General features: G+C 67.6%; 17 protein-coding genes. 11 read left to right on the top strand and 6 right to left on the bottom strand.

Annotation, left to right across the window (positions count from 1 at the left end; all coding sequences use genetic code 11):
• Positions 1 to 149 precede the first annotated feature (149 nt).
• On the bottom strand, positions 150 to 860 hold the full coding sequence (locus tag TSB10P1A_RS03460) for a DNA helicase (protein WP_186386491.1): 711 nt from the start codon (positions 858 to 860) through the stop codon (positions 150 to 152).
• Positions 861 to 1,176: 316 nt separating this feature from the next.
• Here TSB10P1A_RS03460 and TSB10P1A_RS03455 point away from each other — a divergent pair, with 316 nt between their 5' ends.
• The 3 genes from TSB10P1A_RS03455 (at position 1,177) to TSB10P1A_RS03445 (ending at position 3,241) form a co-directional block, all read left to right on the top strand.
• Positions 1,177 to 1,794 carry an ATP-dependent Clp protease proteolytic subunit gene (locus TSB10P1A_RS03455; protein ID WP_186386490.1) on the top strand — a complete coding sequence of 206 codons (618 nt, stop codon included), beginning with the start codon at positions 1,177 to 1,179 and terminating at the stop codon, positions 1,792 to 1,794.
• A gap of 145 nt (positions 1,795 to 1,939) precedes the next feature.
• Positions 1,940 to 2,767 (top strand): aldo/keto reductase, encoded by an 828-nt coding sequence (locus tag TSB10P1A_RS03450; RefSeq protein ID WP_186386489.1) that lies wholly within the window; start codon positions 1,940 to 1,942, stop codon positions 2,765 to 2,767.
• Positions 2,768 to 2,902: 135 nt separating this feature from the next.
• Positions 2,903 to 3,241 (top strand): hypothetical protein, encoded by a 339-nt coding sequence (locus TSB10P1A_RS03445; protein ID WP_244292944.1) that lies wholly within the window; start codon positions 2,903 to 2,905, stop codon positions 3,239 to 3,241.
• Here TSB10P1A_RS03445 and TSB10P1A_RS03440 read toward each other — a convergent pair whose 3' ends face one another.
• Complete coding sequence (locus tag TSB10P1A_RS03440; protein WP_186386488.1) at positions 3,242 to 3,919, bottom strand: YafY family protein; 678 nt, start codon at positions 3,917 to 3,919, stop codon at positions 3,242 to 3,244.
• Between the two features lie 89 nt (positions 3,920 to 4,008).
• On the opposite strand from TSB10P1A_RS03440, the gene TSB10P1A_RS03435 reads away from it, so the two are divergent.
• From TSB10P1A_RS03435 to TSB10P1A_RS03415, 5 genes are all read left to right on the top strand, one after another.
• Positions 4,009 to 4,605: a hypothetical protein gene (locus TSB10P1A_RS03435; protein ID WP_186386487.1), complete on the top strand. Its 597-nt coding sequence runs from the start codon at positions 4,009 to 4,011 to the stop codon at positions 4,603 to 4,605.
• Between the two features lie 296 nt (positions 4,606 to 4,901).
• A complete protein-coding gene (locus TSB10P1A_RS03430) occupies positions 4,902 to 6,323 on the top strand; it encodes a circularly permuted type 2 ATP-grasp protein (RefSeq protein ID WP_186386486.1) in 1,422 nt (473 codons plus the stop codon).
• A 6-nt stretch (positions 6,324 to 6,329) separates the two neighbouring features.
• Positions 6,330 to 7,277, top strand: a complete 948-nt coding sequence (locus TSB10P1A_RS03425) for an alpha-E domain-containing protein (RefSeq protein WP_186386485.1) — start codon at positions 6,330 to 6,332, stop codon at positions 7,275 to 7,277.
• A 75-nt stretch (positions 7,278 to 7,352) separates the two neighbouring features.
• Positions 7,353 to 8,174, top strand: coding sequence for a transglutaminase family protein (locus TSB10P1A_RS03420; RefSeq protein ID WP_186386484.1), 822 nt, complete (start codon positions 7,353 to 7,355; stop codon positions 8,172 to 8,174).
• Between the two features lie 120 nt (positions 8,175 to 8,294).
• Positions 8,295 to 9,026: a proteasome-type protease gene (locus TSB10P1A_RS03415; RefSeq protein ID WP_186386483.1), complete on the top strand. Its 732-nt coding sequence runs from the start codon at positions 8,295 to 8,297 to the stop codon at positions 9,024 to 9,026.
• Positions 9,027 to 9,037: 11 nt separating this feature from the next.
• Here TSB10P1A_RS03415 and TSB10P1A_RS03410 read toward each other — a convergent pair whose 3' ends face one another.
• From TSB10P1A_RS03410 to TSB10P1A_RS03400, 3 genes are read right to left on the bottom strand one after another with little or no spacing between them, the layout of a single operon-like run.
• The gene (locus TSB10P1A_RS03410) at positions 9,038 to 9,736 is read right to left on the bottom strand and encodes an ATP-binding cassette domain-containing protein (RefSeq protein WP_186386482.1); all 699 of its coding nucleotides are present in this window, start codon (positions 9,734 to 9,736) and stop codon (positions 9,038 to 9,040) included.
• A 2-nt stretch (positions 9,737 to 9,738) separates the two neighbouring features.
• Positions 9,739 to 10,926, bottom strand: a complete 1,188-nt coding sequence (devC, locus tag TSB10P1A_RS03405) for an ABC transporter permease DevC (RefSeq protein WP_208987001.1) — start codon at positions 10,924 to 10,926, stop codon at positions 9,739 to 9,741.
• Positions 10,923 to 12,167 (bottom strand): HlyD family efflux transporter periplasmic adaptor subunit, encoded by a 1,245-nt coding sequence (locus TSB10P1A_RS03400; protein ID WP_186386481.1) that lies wholly within the window; start codon positions 12,165 to 12,167, stop codon positions 10,923 to 10,925. Before TSB10P1A_RS03400 ends, devC begins: the two co-directional genes overlap by 4 nt.
• Positions 12,168 to 12,228: 61 nt before the next feature.
• Between TSB10P1A_RS03400 and TSB10P1A_RS03395 the strand changes: the two genes are divergently transcribed.
• Positions 12,229 to 12,885, top strand: a complete 657-nt coding sequence (locus TSB10P1A_RS03395; protein WP_186386480.1) for a TetR/AcrR family transcriptional regulator — start codon at positions 12,229 to 12,231, stop codon at positions 12,883 to 12,885.
• 12 nt (positions 12,886 to 12,897) lie between these two features.
• Here TSB10P1A_RS03395 and TSB10P1A_RS03390 read toward each other — a convergent pair whose 3' ends face one another.
• Entirely contained in the window at positions 12,898 to 13,815 is a 918-nt protein-coding gene (locus TSB10P1A_RS03390; protein ID WP_186386479.1) for an endonuclease/exonuclease/phosphatase family protein, read from the bottom strand.
• A 252-nt stretch (positions 13,816 to 14,067) separates the two neighbouring features.
• Between TSB10P1A_RS03390 and TSB10P1A_RS03385 the strand changes: the two genes are divergently transcribed.
• Positions 14,068 to 14,892 (top strand): hypothetical protein, encoded by an 825-nt coding sequence (locus TSB10P1A_RS03385; protein WP_186386478.1) that lies wholly within the window; start codon positions 14,068 to 14,070, stop codon positions 14,890 to 14,892.
• 73 nt (positions 14,893 to 14,965) lie between these two features.
• Positions 14,966 to 15,361, top strand: a complete 396-nt coding sequence (locus TSB10P1A_RS03380; RefSeq protein ID WP_186386477.1) for a hypothetical protein — start codon at positions 14,966 to 14,968, stop codon at positions 15,359 to 15,361.
• Positions 15,362 to 15,363 lie beyond the last annotated feature (2 nt).

Genomic DNA, 15,363 nt, shown 5'->3' with positions numbered 1-15,363 from the left:
CCCCAGTCTCTGCTGTGCTCTTCACCCCAACCTCTCTCCGCGTCTTCCCGGCTAGGCGCGCCAGCGCCGTCCGGGAGGACGAAAGGGACGTCAACGCAAAGAAGCAGCGCCTGCAACGACGCGCTTGCCGGCGGGAGGAAAGCCCGCCCCTAGCCGAGATCCGCGACGCGCATCTCGCCCGCCTGCAGGAACACGGCCCTGCTGAACAGGGAGAGGTCGAGAGGGTTGGGCAGGCGCAGGTCGGCAAGGTCCGGCAAGGGTTTCACGGCCGGGTCGTAGCTGCGGTCGACCTGCGAGACGAAGACCAGCACCGCGCCGGAGTTCCGGGCGAAGGCGGCAAGCTGCGCGACCTGCGTCTCAAGGTCCGGCGTGTCGCGCCGCTGGTCGAGGATCTGCAGATAGTCGATAACCGCGAGCGTGCCGGGGGCGCAGCCCTGCAGCCGCTCCATGATGCGGGCAGAGCAGATCCCGTCGGAGCAGTCGAGCGCCAGGAGATCCTTGAGCGGCCCCCGCGCGCCGAGCCGCTCGAGCCGTGCCTCCACCTCGCGCTCGACATATTCCAGCGTGAAGACGGCGGCGCGGTTGCCGGCCTTCATCGCCTCGAGCCCGAGTTCAAGCGCCAGCAGCGTCTTGCCCTGACCAGGGCGGGCGGCAACGAGGATCATCTCGCCGGGGCGAAGGCGGGGATAGATCAGCGCCGCCGGCGAGCGCTCGGCGGCGCGCCGCGCCAACAGGCTCCAGCGGGCATGGCCCTCGCGGGCGGCGATGCGGTCGAGCGCGGCGGCAAGGGGAATGCCCGCCTCGCGGGAGAGCAGGCGCGCCTCGCGCTTGAGGCGATAAAGGGGTGCGGAAAGCTGCATGCCGGATGTCTCCGTCTGCGGGCGATAGGCGCAATCCCTCCTCATGCGGCGCCCGAACGGGTGGGTCCGGTGATGCGAAAAGCCCGGCATGGCACATGCTTTCCCGAAGCGGAGGGGGGAGGCGCGGGCGGCACCCGACTCGCATTTTAGCCGATGTCCCGCCGCCGGGAAATCGCCGTGGCTGTCGCCTGCGGCAGTCGCGGCAACCTTCTTGCGAGAACCCCTTTGCCGCGCGGACATCCATCGCCTAAGTATGGGGAACGAAACCGGGCCCGGCGGGCCTGATTCCGTCTTCATGAAGGAGCTGATCTTGCACATGACCATCAAGCCGAACGATGTGCCGAGCCGCCTCGACGACGAGGACGGCGACGAGAAGACCAAGACGCCACCGTCCATCCAGGTCGACAAGCATCTGTTCGACGCGCGCACGGTGCTGATCACCGGCCCGATCAACCAGGAACTGGCGCGCGACGTCTGCGCCCGGCTGCTGGCGATGGCGCAGGTCTCCAACGATCCGATCACCGTGATCGTGTCCTCGCCCGGCGGCCACGTGGAATCGGGCGACATGATCCACGACACGATCAAGTTCATCGCCCCGGAAGTGCGCATCCTCGGCATGGGCTGGGTGGCGAGCGCCGGCGCGCTGATCTACATCTCGGTGCCCAGGGAGCGCCGCTACTGCACCCCGAACACCCGCTTCCTGCTGCACCAACCGTCCGGCGGCGCCGGCGGCCAGGCCTCCGATATCGAGATCCAGGCGCGCGAGATCCTCAAGATGCGCGACCGCCTGAACAAGCTCTTCGCCGCCGCCACCGGCCAGCCGATGGAGCGGATCGAGAAGGACACCGACCGCGACTACTGGATGGGCCCGGAAGAGGCGATCGGCTACGGCCTGGTCGGCAAGGTCGCGGCCTCGGTCAACGACCTCGACTGACGACCCGCCGGCGCCCCCTTGAGAAGAGAGGTGGCGCCGGACCGAACTCCGGCCCGGCCGGCGCCCGCCCCTCCACGCAAGGGGTGCCGGCCGCCTGCCGGGCCGTTTCGTTTGCAGGTTCGCGCGGCTGGCGCAGGAGACCCACATGAAGCAACTCACCGTCGGCGGCATCGACATTCCCGCGCTCGGGCTCGGGACCTGGCCGCTGAAGGACGAACCCTGCCGCGACATCGTCCGCGCCGCGCTGGAAAGCGGCTGGGACCATGTCGACACGGCGGCGATGTATGCCAACGAGAAGGCGGTGGGCGCGGGCCTGCGCGCCTCCGGCCGCGCCCGCGACGGCTACCATGTGACCACCAAGGTCTGGCATGACAGCCTCGACCCGGAGAAGATCCTGCGCTCCTGCGAGGACAGTCTCGACCGGCTGGGGCTGGAGCATGTCGACCTGTTCCTGATCCACTGGCCGAACCCGCGCGTGCCGCTGAACGAGCAGATCGAGGCGCTGCTGGAGCTGCGCCAGCGCGGCTGGACGCGGGCCATCGGCGTCTCCAACTTCACCGCCGCGATGCTGCGCGAGGCGCAGGACCTCGCCAAAGGACAGCTCGTCGCCAACCAGGTGGAGTATCATCCCTTCCTGACGCAGACCCGCCTGCGCGCGGAGCTGGAGGCCGCCGGCATGGCGCTGATCGCCTATTCGCCGATCGCCAAGGGCCGGGTGATCGGCAACGAGACGATCCGCGACATCGGCAAGCGGCACGGCAAGAGCGAGGTGCAGGTGACGCTGCGCTGGCTGCTGCAGCAGGGCGATGTCATCGCCATCCCGAAGACCGGCACGCCGGCACGGCTCGCCGAAAACGCCGCCGTCTTCGACTTCGAGCTCGACGCGGCCGAGATGGCGGCGATTTCCGCCCTCGGCAGCCCGAAGGGACGCGGCATCGACCCGGACTGGGCGCCCGACTGGGACGAGGAATAGCCCTCGCCGCCTGCCGCGAGGCCGTTGCCGCAAGGGACCGGCCTGCCATCGCTTTGCCGCGATGGCGGACGACAGTGACGATGGGGCGACCCGGCGGCACGCAAGGCCGGGCGCGACAACAGGGGGAGACCCGGCATGCGTATCGACCATCTGAAGACTGCAGGAACCGGCTTGGCCGTGGCGGCCCTTTCCGCGCTGCTGCTGATGACCCTCGCCCCGCCGCCCGCCTTCGCCCAGCGCCCGGACCTTCGGCAGATGACCTGCGCCCAGGCGCAGAACCTGGTCGCCCGGCGCGGCGCGGTGGTGATGACCACCGGCCCCCACACCTATGACCGCTTCGTCGCCGGCCCGCGCTGGTGCGATCACTGGGAGACGGTGCGCCCGGCCCAGGTCCGCACCCGCGACAGCAATAGCTGCATCGTCGGCTATCTCTGCGAGACGCCGCTGTTCTCGCCCTGGGGAAGCTGGCGCTAATCACAGCGTGGCGAGATAGTCCTCGAAACGCCGGCCGCGCTCGTTCGGCGCGCGCTCGCCGGTGTCCTCGATGGTGGCGATGCGGTCCACACGAAAGTTGCGGAAGTCCTCCCGCGCCTCGCACCAGCCGGTCAGCAGCCACACCTCGTCGAACACGGTGAGGCCGAGCGGGCGGACACGCCTGCGGGTCTCCCGCCGGCTGAGGTCGACATAGCCGAGCGTCACGATCCGCCGCTCGCGGATCACCCGGCGCAGCTCCGGCAGCCAGCGATCGACGACACCGGCCTGCGGGTGCTCCCGCGTTACCGCGCGCAGCGGCAAGCGGTCGGTGACCTTGCCGGCCCCCTCCCCCGATGCCGCGCCGATCTTGCCGGAAACCCGCGCCGCCGCCGCGCGCAAGCCGTCGTCGCCGCGCGCCGCCACCAGCCGCATGCCGAGTGCGATCGCCTCCAGTTCCTCCGCGTCGAAGCGCAGCGGCGGCAGAAAATAGCCGCGCTCCATCTGGTAGCCGAGCCCGGCCTCGCCGCGCACCGGCGCACCCATCGCCTGCAGGGTGGCCATGTCGCGATAGATCGTGCGCGGCGACACCTCGAGCGCATGGGCGAGCGCCTCGGCGGAGACCGGCGCACTCGCCTCCCGCAGGCGGTCGAGCAAGGCAAACAGACGAAAGACCTTCATGGCGCCATCCGTAGCGCAGGCCCCTGACAGAAGGTGTCAGGAGCCACCGCGTATCTCCCGCACTGCATCACGCAGCACAGGAGCATTCCATGCAGGGATATTGTCTCGAAGTCGTCGCCTATGAGGTTGAAGATCCGGCCCGCGCCGACCATGAACGCAGGCTCGCACTCGACAAGGCGAGAGCGCTGCCAGGCTTCATCGCCTGGACGCAGCTCACGGGAACCGGCGATGCCGCCCGGCGCGTCGACCTCGTCGCCTGGAAAAGCGAGGACGCAGCGCTCTCGGCCGCGCGCGAGGTCGGCGAGGCGGCTGAGTTTGCCGGCTTCCGCGCCACGATCAGCGGCGTTGCCAGCATGGGCCACTATGCGGCGAACCAGCCGGCTCCGGTCGGCCTCCTCGCCGGGGACGGACTGGAGATCGGCCGCTTCCGCCTGAAGCCGGGCGTGACGGAAGCGCAGATGCGCGCCGCCCATGCCCGCATGGTGGAGCGCCATCTCTCCCGCCAGCCCGGCTGGCGCGGCCAGCGGCTCCTGCGGCTCGACCATGGCGTCTTCCTGGATCTTGCCGTCGCCGACAGCCGGACACGGGCCATCGCCATCTGCGAGAGCTGGACGGGCACTGCCGATTGCGAGGCCTTCCTGGCCCTGATCGAGGCCGAGAGCATGGAGTTCGGCGAGGTGGTGTGATCCGAAAGGCCTCCGAGCCCGGCAGGACGGCGCATTCCACAGCCGGGATGCGCCGTTTTGCGTCGCCGCCGTCTCCCGGTTTGACGTCCCCCGCCGGCAGGTTAAGCTTGTTGCCGCAAGGTTCTCTCGCGATGACCCTGCCTGCCGGAAATGCAGAACGGGTGTTTGGCTGGCGCAATTTCGGACTTGGAAGGCGGCTGCCCGGTTTGCGAACATGGGTCCTGCCGGCGGATCGCCGAAGCGGCCCGCGCGGCAAAACAACAAGACGGGCCGAGTGCGAGGGGTTAGAGACACGCATGGGGGAGAGCGCCATTTTCAACGAGATGCTGACCGCCGACGGCAAGCCCCGCGCGCCCTACCGGCGGCTCGCCGAATGGTTCGACACCCTGTCCCCTGCGGAGATGCGCAAGAAATCGCGCGAGGCGGAGACGATTTTCCGCCGCCTTGGCATCACCTTCGCCGTCTACGGCACCTCCGAGGCCACCGAACGGCTGATCCCCTTCGACATCGTCCCGCGCGTGCTGTCGGCGTCCGAGTGGCGGCGCCTGTCGGCCGGCATCGACCAGCGGGTGCGCGCGCTCAACGCCTTCCTGCATGACATCTACCACCGCCAGGAGATCGTCCGGGCCGGCCGCGTGCCGGCGGAGCTGATCCTGCAGAACGAGGCGTTCCTGCCGGAGATGATCGGCTTCGCCCCGGCGCGCCGGGTCTATGCCCATATTATAGGCACCGACCTCGTGCGGGTCGGCGAGGACGATTTCTACGTGCTGGAGGACAACACCCGCACCCCGTCCGGCGTCTCCTACATGCTGGAGAACCGCGAGACGATGATGCGGATGTTCCCCGAGCTGTTCCAGCAGAACCGGGTGGCGCCGATCGAGCACTATCCGGACATGCTGCGCGAGACGCTGGAAAGCGTCGCGCCGGAGAACTGCGACGGCGACCCGACGGTCTGCATCCTGACGCCGGGCATCTACAACTCCGCCTATTTCGAGCATGCCTTCCTTGCCGACACGATGGGTGTGGAACTGTGCGAGGCGCGCGACCTCTATGTCGAGGACGGCAAGGTGTGGATGCGCACGACGCAGTCGCCGCAGCGGGTCGACGTGATCTACCGGCGCATCGACGACGCCTTCCTCGATCCGCTGACCTTCCGCCCCGACAGCATGCTCGGCGTGCCGGGCCTGTTCGACGCCTACCGGGCCGGCAACGTGACGATCTGCAATGCGCCGGGCACCGGCATTGCCGACGACAAGGCGATCTATGCCTATGTGCCGGACATCATCGAGTTCTATACCGGCCAGAAGCCGATCCTGAAGAACGTGCCGACCTGGAACTGCGCCAAGCCCGACGATCTCGCCTATGTGCTCGACCGGCTGCCGGAGCTGGTGGTGAAGGAGGTGCACGGCTCGGGCGGCTACGGCATGCTGATCGGCCCGACCTCGTCGAAGCGCGAGATCGCCGACTTCGCCAAGCGGCTGCAGGCCAATCCCGGCAACTATATCGCCCAGCCGACCCTGGCGCTGTCGGCCTGCCCGACCCATGTGCAATCGGGGCTGGCGCCCCGCCATGTCGACCTCAGGCCCTATGTGCTGGTCGGCGACAAGGTGCGCATCACGCCCGGCGGCCTGACCCGCGTGGCGCTGAAGAAAGGCTCGCTGGTGGTGAATTCCAGCCAGGGCGGCGGCACCAAGGACACCTGGGTTCTGGAGGACTGACGAACCATGCTCGGCCGTACCGCCGCATCCCTGTTCTGGACCTCGCGCTACAACGAGCGGGCGGAGAACATGGCCCGCCTGCTGGAGGTGGGATACCGCATCGCCATGACGCCGCGCCTCGGCCAGGACGCCGCCGACGACTGGCGCTCGACCCTGGTCAGCGCCGGCTGCGACCAGGGCTTCTTCAAGAAGCATGAGGAGCCGACCAAGCGCACCGTGGTCTCGCACATGCTGTTCGACGCGGACAATCCCTCCTCGGTGCGCTCCTGCATCGAGGCCGCCCGCAACAATGCCCGCTCGGTGCGCACCGCCATCACCGGCGAGATGTGGGAGAGCCTGAACACGACCTATATCGAGTTCATGGAAGTGCGCCCGCAGCACATGACCGACGACAAGCTGCCGGGCTTCCTGACCTGGATCAAGCAGCGCTCTATGCTGTTTCGCGGCGCCATGCTCGGCACCTTGATGCGCGACGAGGGCTACCACTTCTCGCAATTCGGCTGCTTCATCGAACGGGCCGACAACACCTCGCGCATTCTCGACGTGAAATACTGGATCCTGCTGCCGGACAACGAGGTGGTCGGCGGCGACCTCGACCGCTATCAGTGGTCGACGATCCTGCGCTCGGTCTCGGCCCATCGCAGCTACCGCCACGCCTATCGCGACGCGCAGATCCGCCCCTTCAACATCGCCGAGTTCCTGATCCTGCGGAAGGAGATGCCGCGCTCGCTGGCCTATTGCTACGACTGGATCGCCGAGAGCATGGACGCGCTGACCGCCCGCTATGGCGAACGGCCGATGAGCTACGACATGGCCCGGCGCACATACGAGTTGCTGGACAAGGGAACCATGCGGCAGATCTTCCAGGGGGGCCTGCACGAGTTCCTCGGCGACATGATCGCCAGAAACAACGGGCTGGGCGCCCAGCTCGCCGCGGACTATCACTTTGCCTGAAGCCCGAGCGGCCCGAACGACAAGACGCCGGCGGCCGAGCGCGAAGCCGGACACAGACGAGGAAGCCGGAGAGCCATGCGCCTCACCGTCAAACATGTAACCCGCTACCGGTACGACCGGCCGCTGGCCCATACCGTGCAGCAACTGCGCCTGACCCCGCCGACGCTGGCGGGGCAGAAAGTGCTGTCCTGGAGGATCGACGTGCCGGGCTACGACGGCGCGGCCCGCTACATCGACGCCTTCGGCAATCCGGTCGACATCGTCAGCCACCGCGAGGCCATGACGGAACTGACCATCGCGGTCGAGGGGACCGTCGAGACGGAGGACCGGGCCGGCGTGATCGGCCATCCGAGGAGCCCGACGCCGGACAACGTCTTCCTCCGCTTCACGCCGCTGACCCGCGCCAATCCGGCGATCCGCCGGCTGGCGGCGGTCGCCGAGCGCGACGGGGCGCAATCGGTCGCCGGCTTCCACGACCTGATGCAGGCGATCCGCGACAAGGTCGCCTATCGCACCGGCGTCACCGAGGTGCATACCTCGGCCGTCGACGCGCTGGCGGCCGGAGAAGGCGTGTGCCAGGACCACGCGCATATCTTCATCGCCGCCGCCCGCGCCATCGGCGTGCCGGCCCGCTATGTCTCCGGCTACATGCTGATGGACGGCGGGCAGGAGTCCGAGGCGCACCATGCCTGGGCCGAGGTGCTGCTGCCGACGCTCGGCTGGGTCGGCTTCGACGTGTCGAACGGCATGTGCCCGACGGATCGCTACATCCGCCTCACCTGCGGCCTCGACTCGCGCTCCGCCGCGCCGATCCGCGGCATTCGCATCGGCGGGTCCGACGAGAACATGGATGTGGAAGTGGCGGTTTCACAGGAATCGCAGCAATCTCAGCAATAGCGCCGTTGCCCGGACGGCCGCGAACCTGTCAAATCAGCCGGGTCCGGTGCCCCGTGCGAATCGTCGCCGGATCCTTCCGGCCGGGCGCAAGCCCTCCCCGTTTTCGGAGACTGTCTGGTCATGACCTATTGTGTCGGTCTGAAGCTCGATCGCGGCCTGGTGATGGCCGCCGATACGCGCACCAATGCCGGGCTCGACAATGTCGCAACCTTCAAGAAGCTGCATGTGTGGGAAAAGCCCGGCGACCGGGTGATCTGCATGCTGGCCGCCGGAAACCTCGCCGTCACCCAGTCGGTGGTGAGCCTCTTGAGCGAGCGGCTGAAGAGCGAGGAGCCTGGCCGGCCGACCCTGCATTCGGTCGACACCATGTTCCAGGCGGCGCGGCTGGTCGGCAGCGCGGTGCGCGACGTGCGCGCCATCGACGGCGAAGCGCTGGCCGCCAATTCCGAGAGCTTCAGCGTCACCTTCCTGCTCGGCGGCCAGATCAAGGGCGAGGCGCCGCGCCTCTTCCAGATCTATTCCGCCGGCAATTTCATCGAGGCCTCCGCCGACACGCCGTTCCTGCAGATCGGCGAGCACAAATACGGCAAGCCGATCCTCGACCGGGTGACCCGGGCGGACATGCGCCTCGGCCAGGCGGCGAAGCTGGTGCTGCTGTCGTTCAACTCGACCCTGCGTTCCAACCTGTCGGTCGGCATGCCGATCGACATGCTGCTCTACAACACCGACAGTTTCTCCGCCCACCGCCAGACCCGCATCCGCGAAAACGACCCCTATTTCGCGGACCTCTCCCGCATGTGGTCGGAAAAGCTGCGCGACGCAGTCGCCGAAATTCCCGACTTCGAGATCTGAGGCGGCGCGTCTCAGCCCTCGACGATGCGGCCGTCCTCCATCCGCACGATGCGGTCGGCCAGCTCGAGGATGCGGTTGTCATGGGTGACCATCAGCGTCGTCGTGCCGCGTTCGCGGCCAAGCCGGCGCAGCATCTCCACCACCGCCATCCCGCTTTCCCTGTCGAGCGCGGCGGTCGGCTCGTCGGCCAGCACCACCGGCGGATTGCCGACCAGCGCCCGGGCGACGGCAACGCGCTGCTTCTGTCCGCCCGACAAGTTGCCCGGCAGATAGTCCACCCGCTCCGACAAGCCGACGAGATCGAGCACGTGGCGCGCGGCCGCTCGCCCGTCTCCGGTGACGCGATCCCCGTGGACGGCGAGCCCCATATGGACGTTCTGCAGGGCCGTCAGGCTTTCGTGCAGATTGTGCGCCTGGAAGATGAAGCCGAGCTGCCGCCGGCACGCGACGAGCTCCGCCTCGCTGGCGCCCTTGAGCTCGCGGCCGAGCAAGTCCACCGAGCCCGCCTCGACCTGCCGCAGGCAACCGATCAGGGTGAGCAGCGTCGTCTTGCCGGAACCGGACGCGCCCATCAGCACCACCAGTTCGCCGCGCCGAACCTCGAGATCGACGTCGAACAGCACCTGCTTGCGCGCCTCGCCGCTGCCGAACCAGTGACTGAGCCCGCGCACGACGATGGCCGCGGATGCGGAGATGAGATCGCCGGCCATGGTCAGAACAGTTCCGCCGGATTGGCCCGCGCCAGCCGCCGCGTTGCGATGGCGCCCGACAGCGCGCACATGGCGAGCGTGCCGAGGAAGACGAGGAGCGGCCGCTCCGCCGGCATGAAGATCGGCAGGCCGGTGCCGGCGGCCACCGCCGCATAAAGGCCGAGCGCCACGAGAACGCCGGGCACGAAGCCGAACAGGGCGAGGATGAAAGCCTCCTCGAAGACGATGCCCAGGAAGAAGCGCTGCGGATAACCCATCGCCTTGAAGGTGGCGTATTCGCGGATGTGGTCGGCAACGTCGGTCGAGAGCACCTGATAGACGATGATGACGCCGACAAGCACCCCGATGACGACGCCGAAGCCGAAGACGACGCCGACGGGCTTTTGCGTCGTCTGAAAGCGCTGGTCGCGGGCCGCCGCCTCGCCCAGCGTCCACACCGCGGTGTCGGAGGCCGGCAGCGCGGCGCGCAGGCGCGCCAGCACGGCCGCCGGCTCGGCGCCCGGCGCAAGGCGCACCAGCACATAGTTCGGCGCGCCCGGCAGGCGGGCGGGGAACAGGCGCAGGAAGGTCTGGTCGGAGACGACGAGATAGCCGTCGGCGGAAAAGCCGCCGCCGATCTCGAACACTCCCGTCACCGTGATCTCCCGCCCGCGCGTCTCGAAGCGATAGGGCTCGCCCGCCTCCACGGCCGCGAAGAGGCCGGCCGGCACATTGCGGGTCAGGCTGTCGATCAGCGCGGTGTCGGGCAGCGTCAGGCTCTCGACCTGGCGGGCAAGGGCCGGCTCGCGGAAGGGTGCGCCGGTCGGGTCTACGCCGAACAGGTCCATGGCGCGGATGGTGCCGTCCGGCTGCTTCCAGTCGATGCGCCCGTAGTAGAAGCCGGTGGCGGAGGCGACACCCTCCACGGCAAGCGCCTGATAGAGCCGGCTGCGCGGCAGCGGGCTGCCGTCGAACAGGGTATTGGCATCGGAGGCGGAGACGAGAATGTCGCCGTTCAGCGCCGTGTAGGGCAGGCGGATGCTCTCCACCAGCGCACCGAGAAAGCCGAGCTGCATGAAGATCAGCACATTGGCGAAGGCAACGCCCGAGACCGCAGCGGCCAGCCTCCCCTTGTTGTGCACGAGCTGCAGCCAGCCGATGGGCAGCCGGCCGAGAAGCGCGGTGAGCATGGGGGTGAGCGGGCCCGTCACATCCCCTCTCCCGTCTTGATGCGGGCGGTGACCTGCAGGTTGGTGAAGCGGCGCACGCGGGCAATGTCGGCCGGATCGATGGCGACATAGACCTTGATCACGCGCGCATCGGTGCGCGCGGCCGGGTCCGCGCCCGTCGCGGTCTGGCGGCCGACATCCCAGCCGATCCGCTCGACCTTGCCCCAGATGGCCCCCTCGAACGCCTCGCCAGTGATCTCGACGGGAGCGCCGGTCTCGATGGCACCGATGCGCGACTGATAGACCTCGATCTCCGCCATCATCTTGTCGATGTCGCCCATGTCGAGAATGCCGCGCTCGCCCGGCCGCTCGCCGGGCCGCACATGGATATCAAGCACGACGCCGCCGGCCGGCGCCGGCACCAGGGAGCGCGCAAGATCGGCCTGCGCCAGGGCAAGGGAAGCCTGCGCGGCATCGAGATTGCGCAAGGCGACGGCGATATCCGCCTGGCCATCCGGCGTGTCGGCGGTATAGCGCCCGAGCGTTGCCCGCGCGCTCTCGACCTCGCGCTCCGCCGCCTCCGACCGGGCGAGCGCATCGTCATGGGTGGCGCGGGTGACATGGCCGCGGGCGAGCAGCTCGCGGGAGCGCTCCAGCTCGCGCCGGGCCGTGGCGGCGGCAACCTCGGCGCGCTCCAGCGCGGCGCGCGATTCCGTCCGGCTGGCAGCGACAAAGACCCGCTGGCGGGCAAGCTCGGCCTCGCGCAGGCGGACCGTCGCCTCCGCCGAGGCCAGCGCCGCCAGAAGCTGCGGCCGGTTGTCGAGCTCGGCCAACGGCTGGCCCGCCTCGACGAGCGCGCCTTCCGCAACCAGCAGCCGCGCGACACGGGCATCGCCCGCTCCGAAGGGCGGCGCGACGGTGACGACGAACCCGTCCGGCAGCAGCCGGCCAAGGCCGAAGACGGCGGCGGTTTCCTCGTCGCTTGCGGCAGGCAGAGGCGCCGCCGGAGCGCCCGTTTCGGCGGCCTGCCAGGGCAGAACCCCGCGCGCCTGCAGGACAATGCCAGCGGCAAGGCCGGCGCCCACGAGAGCGAGACCGAGCGCAAGGCTACGCAGCCGGGAGAGGATCGGCCATAGTCGCGAGCGGCCCGAACCGGGATGCGACGACTCGCGCCGCACCGCCTGCAACGGCAGGGCGGGCGCCGCGCCGGCTGCCTTGGCGGCTAGCGGCCCGGTGGTCTCGACGAGGCCAGGTCGGGGGCCGGGGCCGGGGATTGAGGACATGACACGATCCTGTTAATGACCAAAAAGTCATTAACAGCGCGCGACAGGAAGTGCAAGGACGATGACACAGAGCGATTCCGCAGCGGAAACACCGAAGCCCCGGCGCCGGCGCAAGGAGGCGCGCCCTGGCGAGATCATCGATGCGGGGCTGCAGGAGTTTGCCGAGAACGGCTTCGCGGCGACGCGGCTGGAGGACGTCGCAAGGCGCGCGGGCGTCGTGAAAGGCACGATCTACCGCTATTTCGCCAGCAAGGAGGAGCTGTTCGAGGCGGCGCTCTCCTCGCGCATCACGCCGTTCTTCGACGACGTGGCGGGACTGGTTGCGGCCTATCCCGGCTCGTCGGAGGACCTGGTGCGCACCGCCCTGCCCCGCATCTACAAGGCGCTGTTCGAGGACGGGCTGCACGTCTTGATGCGCATCATCATCACGGAAGGCGGACGCTTTCCGACGATTGCCGAGCAGTACCACCGCCGCGTCATCAGCCGCGGCCAGGAGGTGCTCGCCGCCCTCGTGCGCCGGGGCGTGGAGCGCGGCGAGTTCCGCCGCAGCGCGCTCACCGACCTGCCGATCGTGATCGTCGCACCGGCGGTGATGACCATCGTCTGGAAGATGACCTTCGACCGGTTCGAGCCCATCGAGGCCCGGCGGTTTCTCGCCGCCCATATCGACATGGTGCTGGAGGGACTGCTGGCGAAGGACGACAAGACGAAGTCCTAGCCGGAGGCAGCCTCAGGCCGGGACGGGCGCCCGGCGGGGGACTCGGACGGCGGATTGGGACGCGGATGGGCTTGCCACGTCGATGATGATCGGCAGCTCCTCCGCTGTCGAGGCGAGATGATACATGATCGGCGCGTGATCGATGTACTCCCACAGATTATAGCCGGGGTGGGGGTTCTCCGCGATGCACTGGGCAAGACCGCCATTCCGCCAGGCATAGTCGAGCACGGCCTCGCGCTTGCCCTCGAAATAGCCGAACTCGTCGAAGCCGCGAGTCACATGGGTCGGCGCGACCCTGGGCGGAACCTGCCCCCAGCCGGCCTGGGTCATATAGGCTTTCGCATCCCAGGGGACGCTGTCGAACGGAACGTTCATGTCGCCGATCAGCAGCGCCGGGCGTTTGCTTCGGTTGATGTGCAGCGCCGCTTCGTAGATCTCCTTCATCGCCTGCTCGCGAATGACCGCCTTGGCGTGGATGGCGCCGATCGTTGCAAGACCGGTCGGCAGGATCAAGGTCGGCCGGACGTGGTCGGGCTCCCAATACCAGTCCACCCTCTCGCCCAATCCCTGCAGAACCGGCAGCCGCTCGTTCCAGAGGAAGCCGAAATTGCAGACGCTCTTCGTGCCCGCCCTCGTCGGCGACCAGCGGAAATCGCCCTGAAAGGCCGGCTTGGGATGGCCAATGACATTCAGGCGCGAGGCGAGATAGTTGATGAAAGTGTTTCCCATGCCGCTGCCGTCCGTGACCTCCGCCAGGACGATCAGGTCGACATGATACGTCTGGTACCACTGCACCACCGTGTCCACGACGAACTGCACGGCGGTGCTCATCTCGTAGCGATAGGGGACGTTGTCGTTCGGGTGGATCTGGTTCTTCTTCTCGATGTTCCAGAACCCGACGGTAAGAAAATCTACGCCGCGTTTCGGCATCCCGCGCTCACTCCACAATACGAAATGAAAATAGCTGGGCGAACCGTAGGGAAACCCCGGTCGCAAGACGGCCTATCGTAGGCAGACACCCCCAAAGATGGCAATGACAAAATTTACAATTTTTAGTATTGAAAGGCATATTGACCCTTGATAGGGTTGCCGCGTCTTTCCGACAGAAGGTATATTCCGATGAAAGAACTTTACGCTAAAGCATTGAATGGTCAGCTTTATGCGACCGAGACTGACACTGCCGTGGCCATCCAGGTCTACAACAACCTGCCCGTGAAAATCGCGATCTACAACTCAACCAACACCGGGATGCGCCAGCTTCTGGGCCATATCGAGCCGGCCTCCAATGCGGCTGTGACGGGAACGGACGGCGACTATCTGGTGATCGCCTCGGCGATGAGCGGCAGCTTCATCAGCGCCTATGCCCTGACCACGAGCGAGACGAGCTACACGGTCGACAATTCGGTGCTGACCGCGCCGAACGACATCGGCTCGATCCCCGAACCGACCTCCAATATCCTGGTCCCGGTCAACTCGCCGCTGGTGATGGTCGCGATCTCCACCATCTCGCCAGACGGATCGACCACCAACTACATCACCCGCGAGCAGTTCTGGAACCTGCAGGGCGACAGCTATAGCCTGGCGGTCGGCGAGAGCCGGACCGTCAGCTACACCATTGTCGCGGGGCGCCAGACCACCTCCTCGACGCAGGACACGGTCGGCGCCAGCATCGGCGTCGATGCCCATGCGGGCTGGGGACCGATCTCGGCTGGCATTTCAGCAAGCCTGAATGCGGAATCCACCACCTTCCAGCAGGTCACGGTCAACGAGCAGACCACGTCCTACATGTCCGACACGGTGACCAATTCCGGCGACGACGACCTTGTCGTCCTGCGCTGGCAGATGACGGACGTGATCACGATCTTCTCGCCCAGCTATCAGCCGCTGGCCTCGATCGTCAGCGGACTGAACCCGATCATCGTCAAGAGCTACAATATCTCCGACCTCATCACCCCTGTGGTTCCTTCGGAGGTCATGATCCGCAAGATCCCGGTCAGAATGGGGTGAGCGACTGCCAGCGGACCGCAGCTTTGCGGAGCTTGCAGGCCCTCTCCCGTCTTCTCAAGCAAGGATTGCAAACATGAGCTGCTGCGATTCCAGCCTCGTCAAGATCGTGAACAACTCCGGCACCGACTTCACCGTCACCGCCTCGGACGGCGTGGTCGGCAACCTGCACGACCTCGACAACGGCACCAGCATCGCCAACCAGAGCAGCGCCAGCGGCACCGCCTATTCGAGCGGTGGAACGAACGGCAACTGCTCGGGCTACGTGACCATCACCACTGCCAACGGCAGCTACTCGCTGACGCTGAACTACGCCTTCACGGCCTCGAATAAGTTCGGCGCCTGCCCCTGCACGGCCGCCTCGCAAGACACTGTAACAGCCGCGAACTATGTCGCCACCGCGGTGGCGACGACCGGCTCCAGCGACGGCGCGGCCAGCACCGTGTGGACCATCACCACCCAGCTCACCTGAGC

The sequence above is a fragment of the Stappia sp. TSB10P1A genome (assembly GCF_900185725.1).
Classification (GTDB): domain Bacteria; phylum Pseudomonadota; class Alphaproteobacteria; order Rhizobiales; family Stappiaceae; genus Stappia.
Note: the sequence above shows the minus strand (reverse complement) of the source record. Positions and strands in the feature narration are given on the sequence as shown.

What these genes read in the sequence shown, in the direction of transcription:
- TSB10P1A_RS03450 (WP_186386489.1), top strand. Translation starts at nt 1,940, where the DNA reads ATGAAGCAACTCACCGTCGGCGGCATCGACATTCCCGCGCTCGGGCTC.
- TSB10P1A_RS03400 (WP_186386481.1), bottom strand. Translation starts at nt 12,167, where the DNA reads ATGTCCTCAATCCCCGGCCCCGGCCCCCGACCTGGCCTCGTCGAGACC.
- TSB10P1A_RS03445 (WP_244292944.1), top strand. Translation starts at nt 2,903, where the DNA reads ATGCGTATCGACCATCTGAAGACTGCAGGAACCGGCTTGGCCGTGGCG.
- TSB10P1A_RS03380 (WP_186386477.1), top strand. Translation starts at nt 14,966, where the DNA reads ATGAGCTGCTGCGATTCCAGCCTCGTCAAGATCGTGAACAACTCCGGC.
- TSB10P1A_RS03395 (WP_186386480.1), top strand. Translation starts at nt 12,229, where the DNA reads ATGACACAGAGCGATTCCGCAGCGGAAACACCGAAGCCCCGGCGCCGG.
- TSB10P1A_RS03430 (WP_186386486.1), top strand. Translation starts at nt 4,902, where the DNA reads ATGGGGGAGAGCGCCATTTTCAACGAGATGCTGACCGCCGACGGCAAG.
- TSB10P1A_RS03410 (WP_186386482.1), bottom strand. Translation starts at nt 9,736, where the DNA reads ATGGCCGGCGATCTCATCTCCGCATCCGCGGCCATCGTCGTGCGCGGG.
- TSB10P1A_RS03415 (WP_186386483.1), top strand. Translation starts at nt 8,295, where the DNA reads ATGACCTATTGTGTCGGTCTGAAGCTCGATCGCGGCCTGGTGATGGCC.
- TSB10P1A_RS03435 (WP_186386487.1), top strand. Translation starts at nt 4,009, where the DNA reads ATGCAGGGATATTGTCTCGAAGTCGTCGCCTATGAGGTTGAAGATCCG.
- TSB10P1A_RS03440 (WP_186386488.1), bottom strand. Translation starts at nt 3,919, where the DNA reads ATGAAGGTCTTTCGTCTGTTTGCCTTGCTCGACCGCCTGCGGGAGGCG.
- TSB10P1A_RS03425 (WP_186386485.1), top strand. Translation starts at nt 6,330, where the DNA reads ATGCTCGGCCGTACCGCCGCATCCCTGTTCTGGACCTCGCGCTACAAC.
- TSB10P1A_RS03460 (WP_186386491.1), bottom strand. Translation starts at nt 860, where the DNA reads ATGCAGCTTTCCGCACCCCTTTATCGCCTCAAGCGCGAGGCGCGCCTG.
- TSB10P1A_RS03390 (WP_186386479.1), bottom strand. Translation starts at nt 13,815, where the DNA reads ATGCCGAAACGCGGCGTAGATTTTCTTACCGTCGGGTTCTGGAACATC.
- TSB10P1A_RS03420 (WP_186386484.1), top strand. Translation starts at nt 7,353, where the DNA reads ATGCGCCTCACCGTCAAACATGTAACCCGCTACCGGTACGACCGGCCG.
- TSB10P1A_RS03455 (WP_186386490.1), top strand. Translation starts at nt 1,177, where the DNA reads ATGACCATCAAGCCGAACGATGTGCCGAGCCGCCTCGACGACGAGGAC.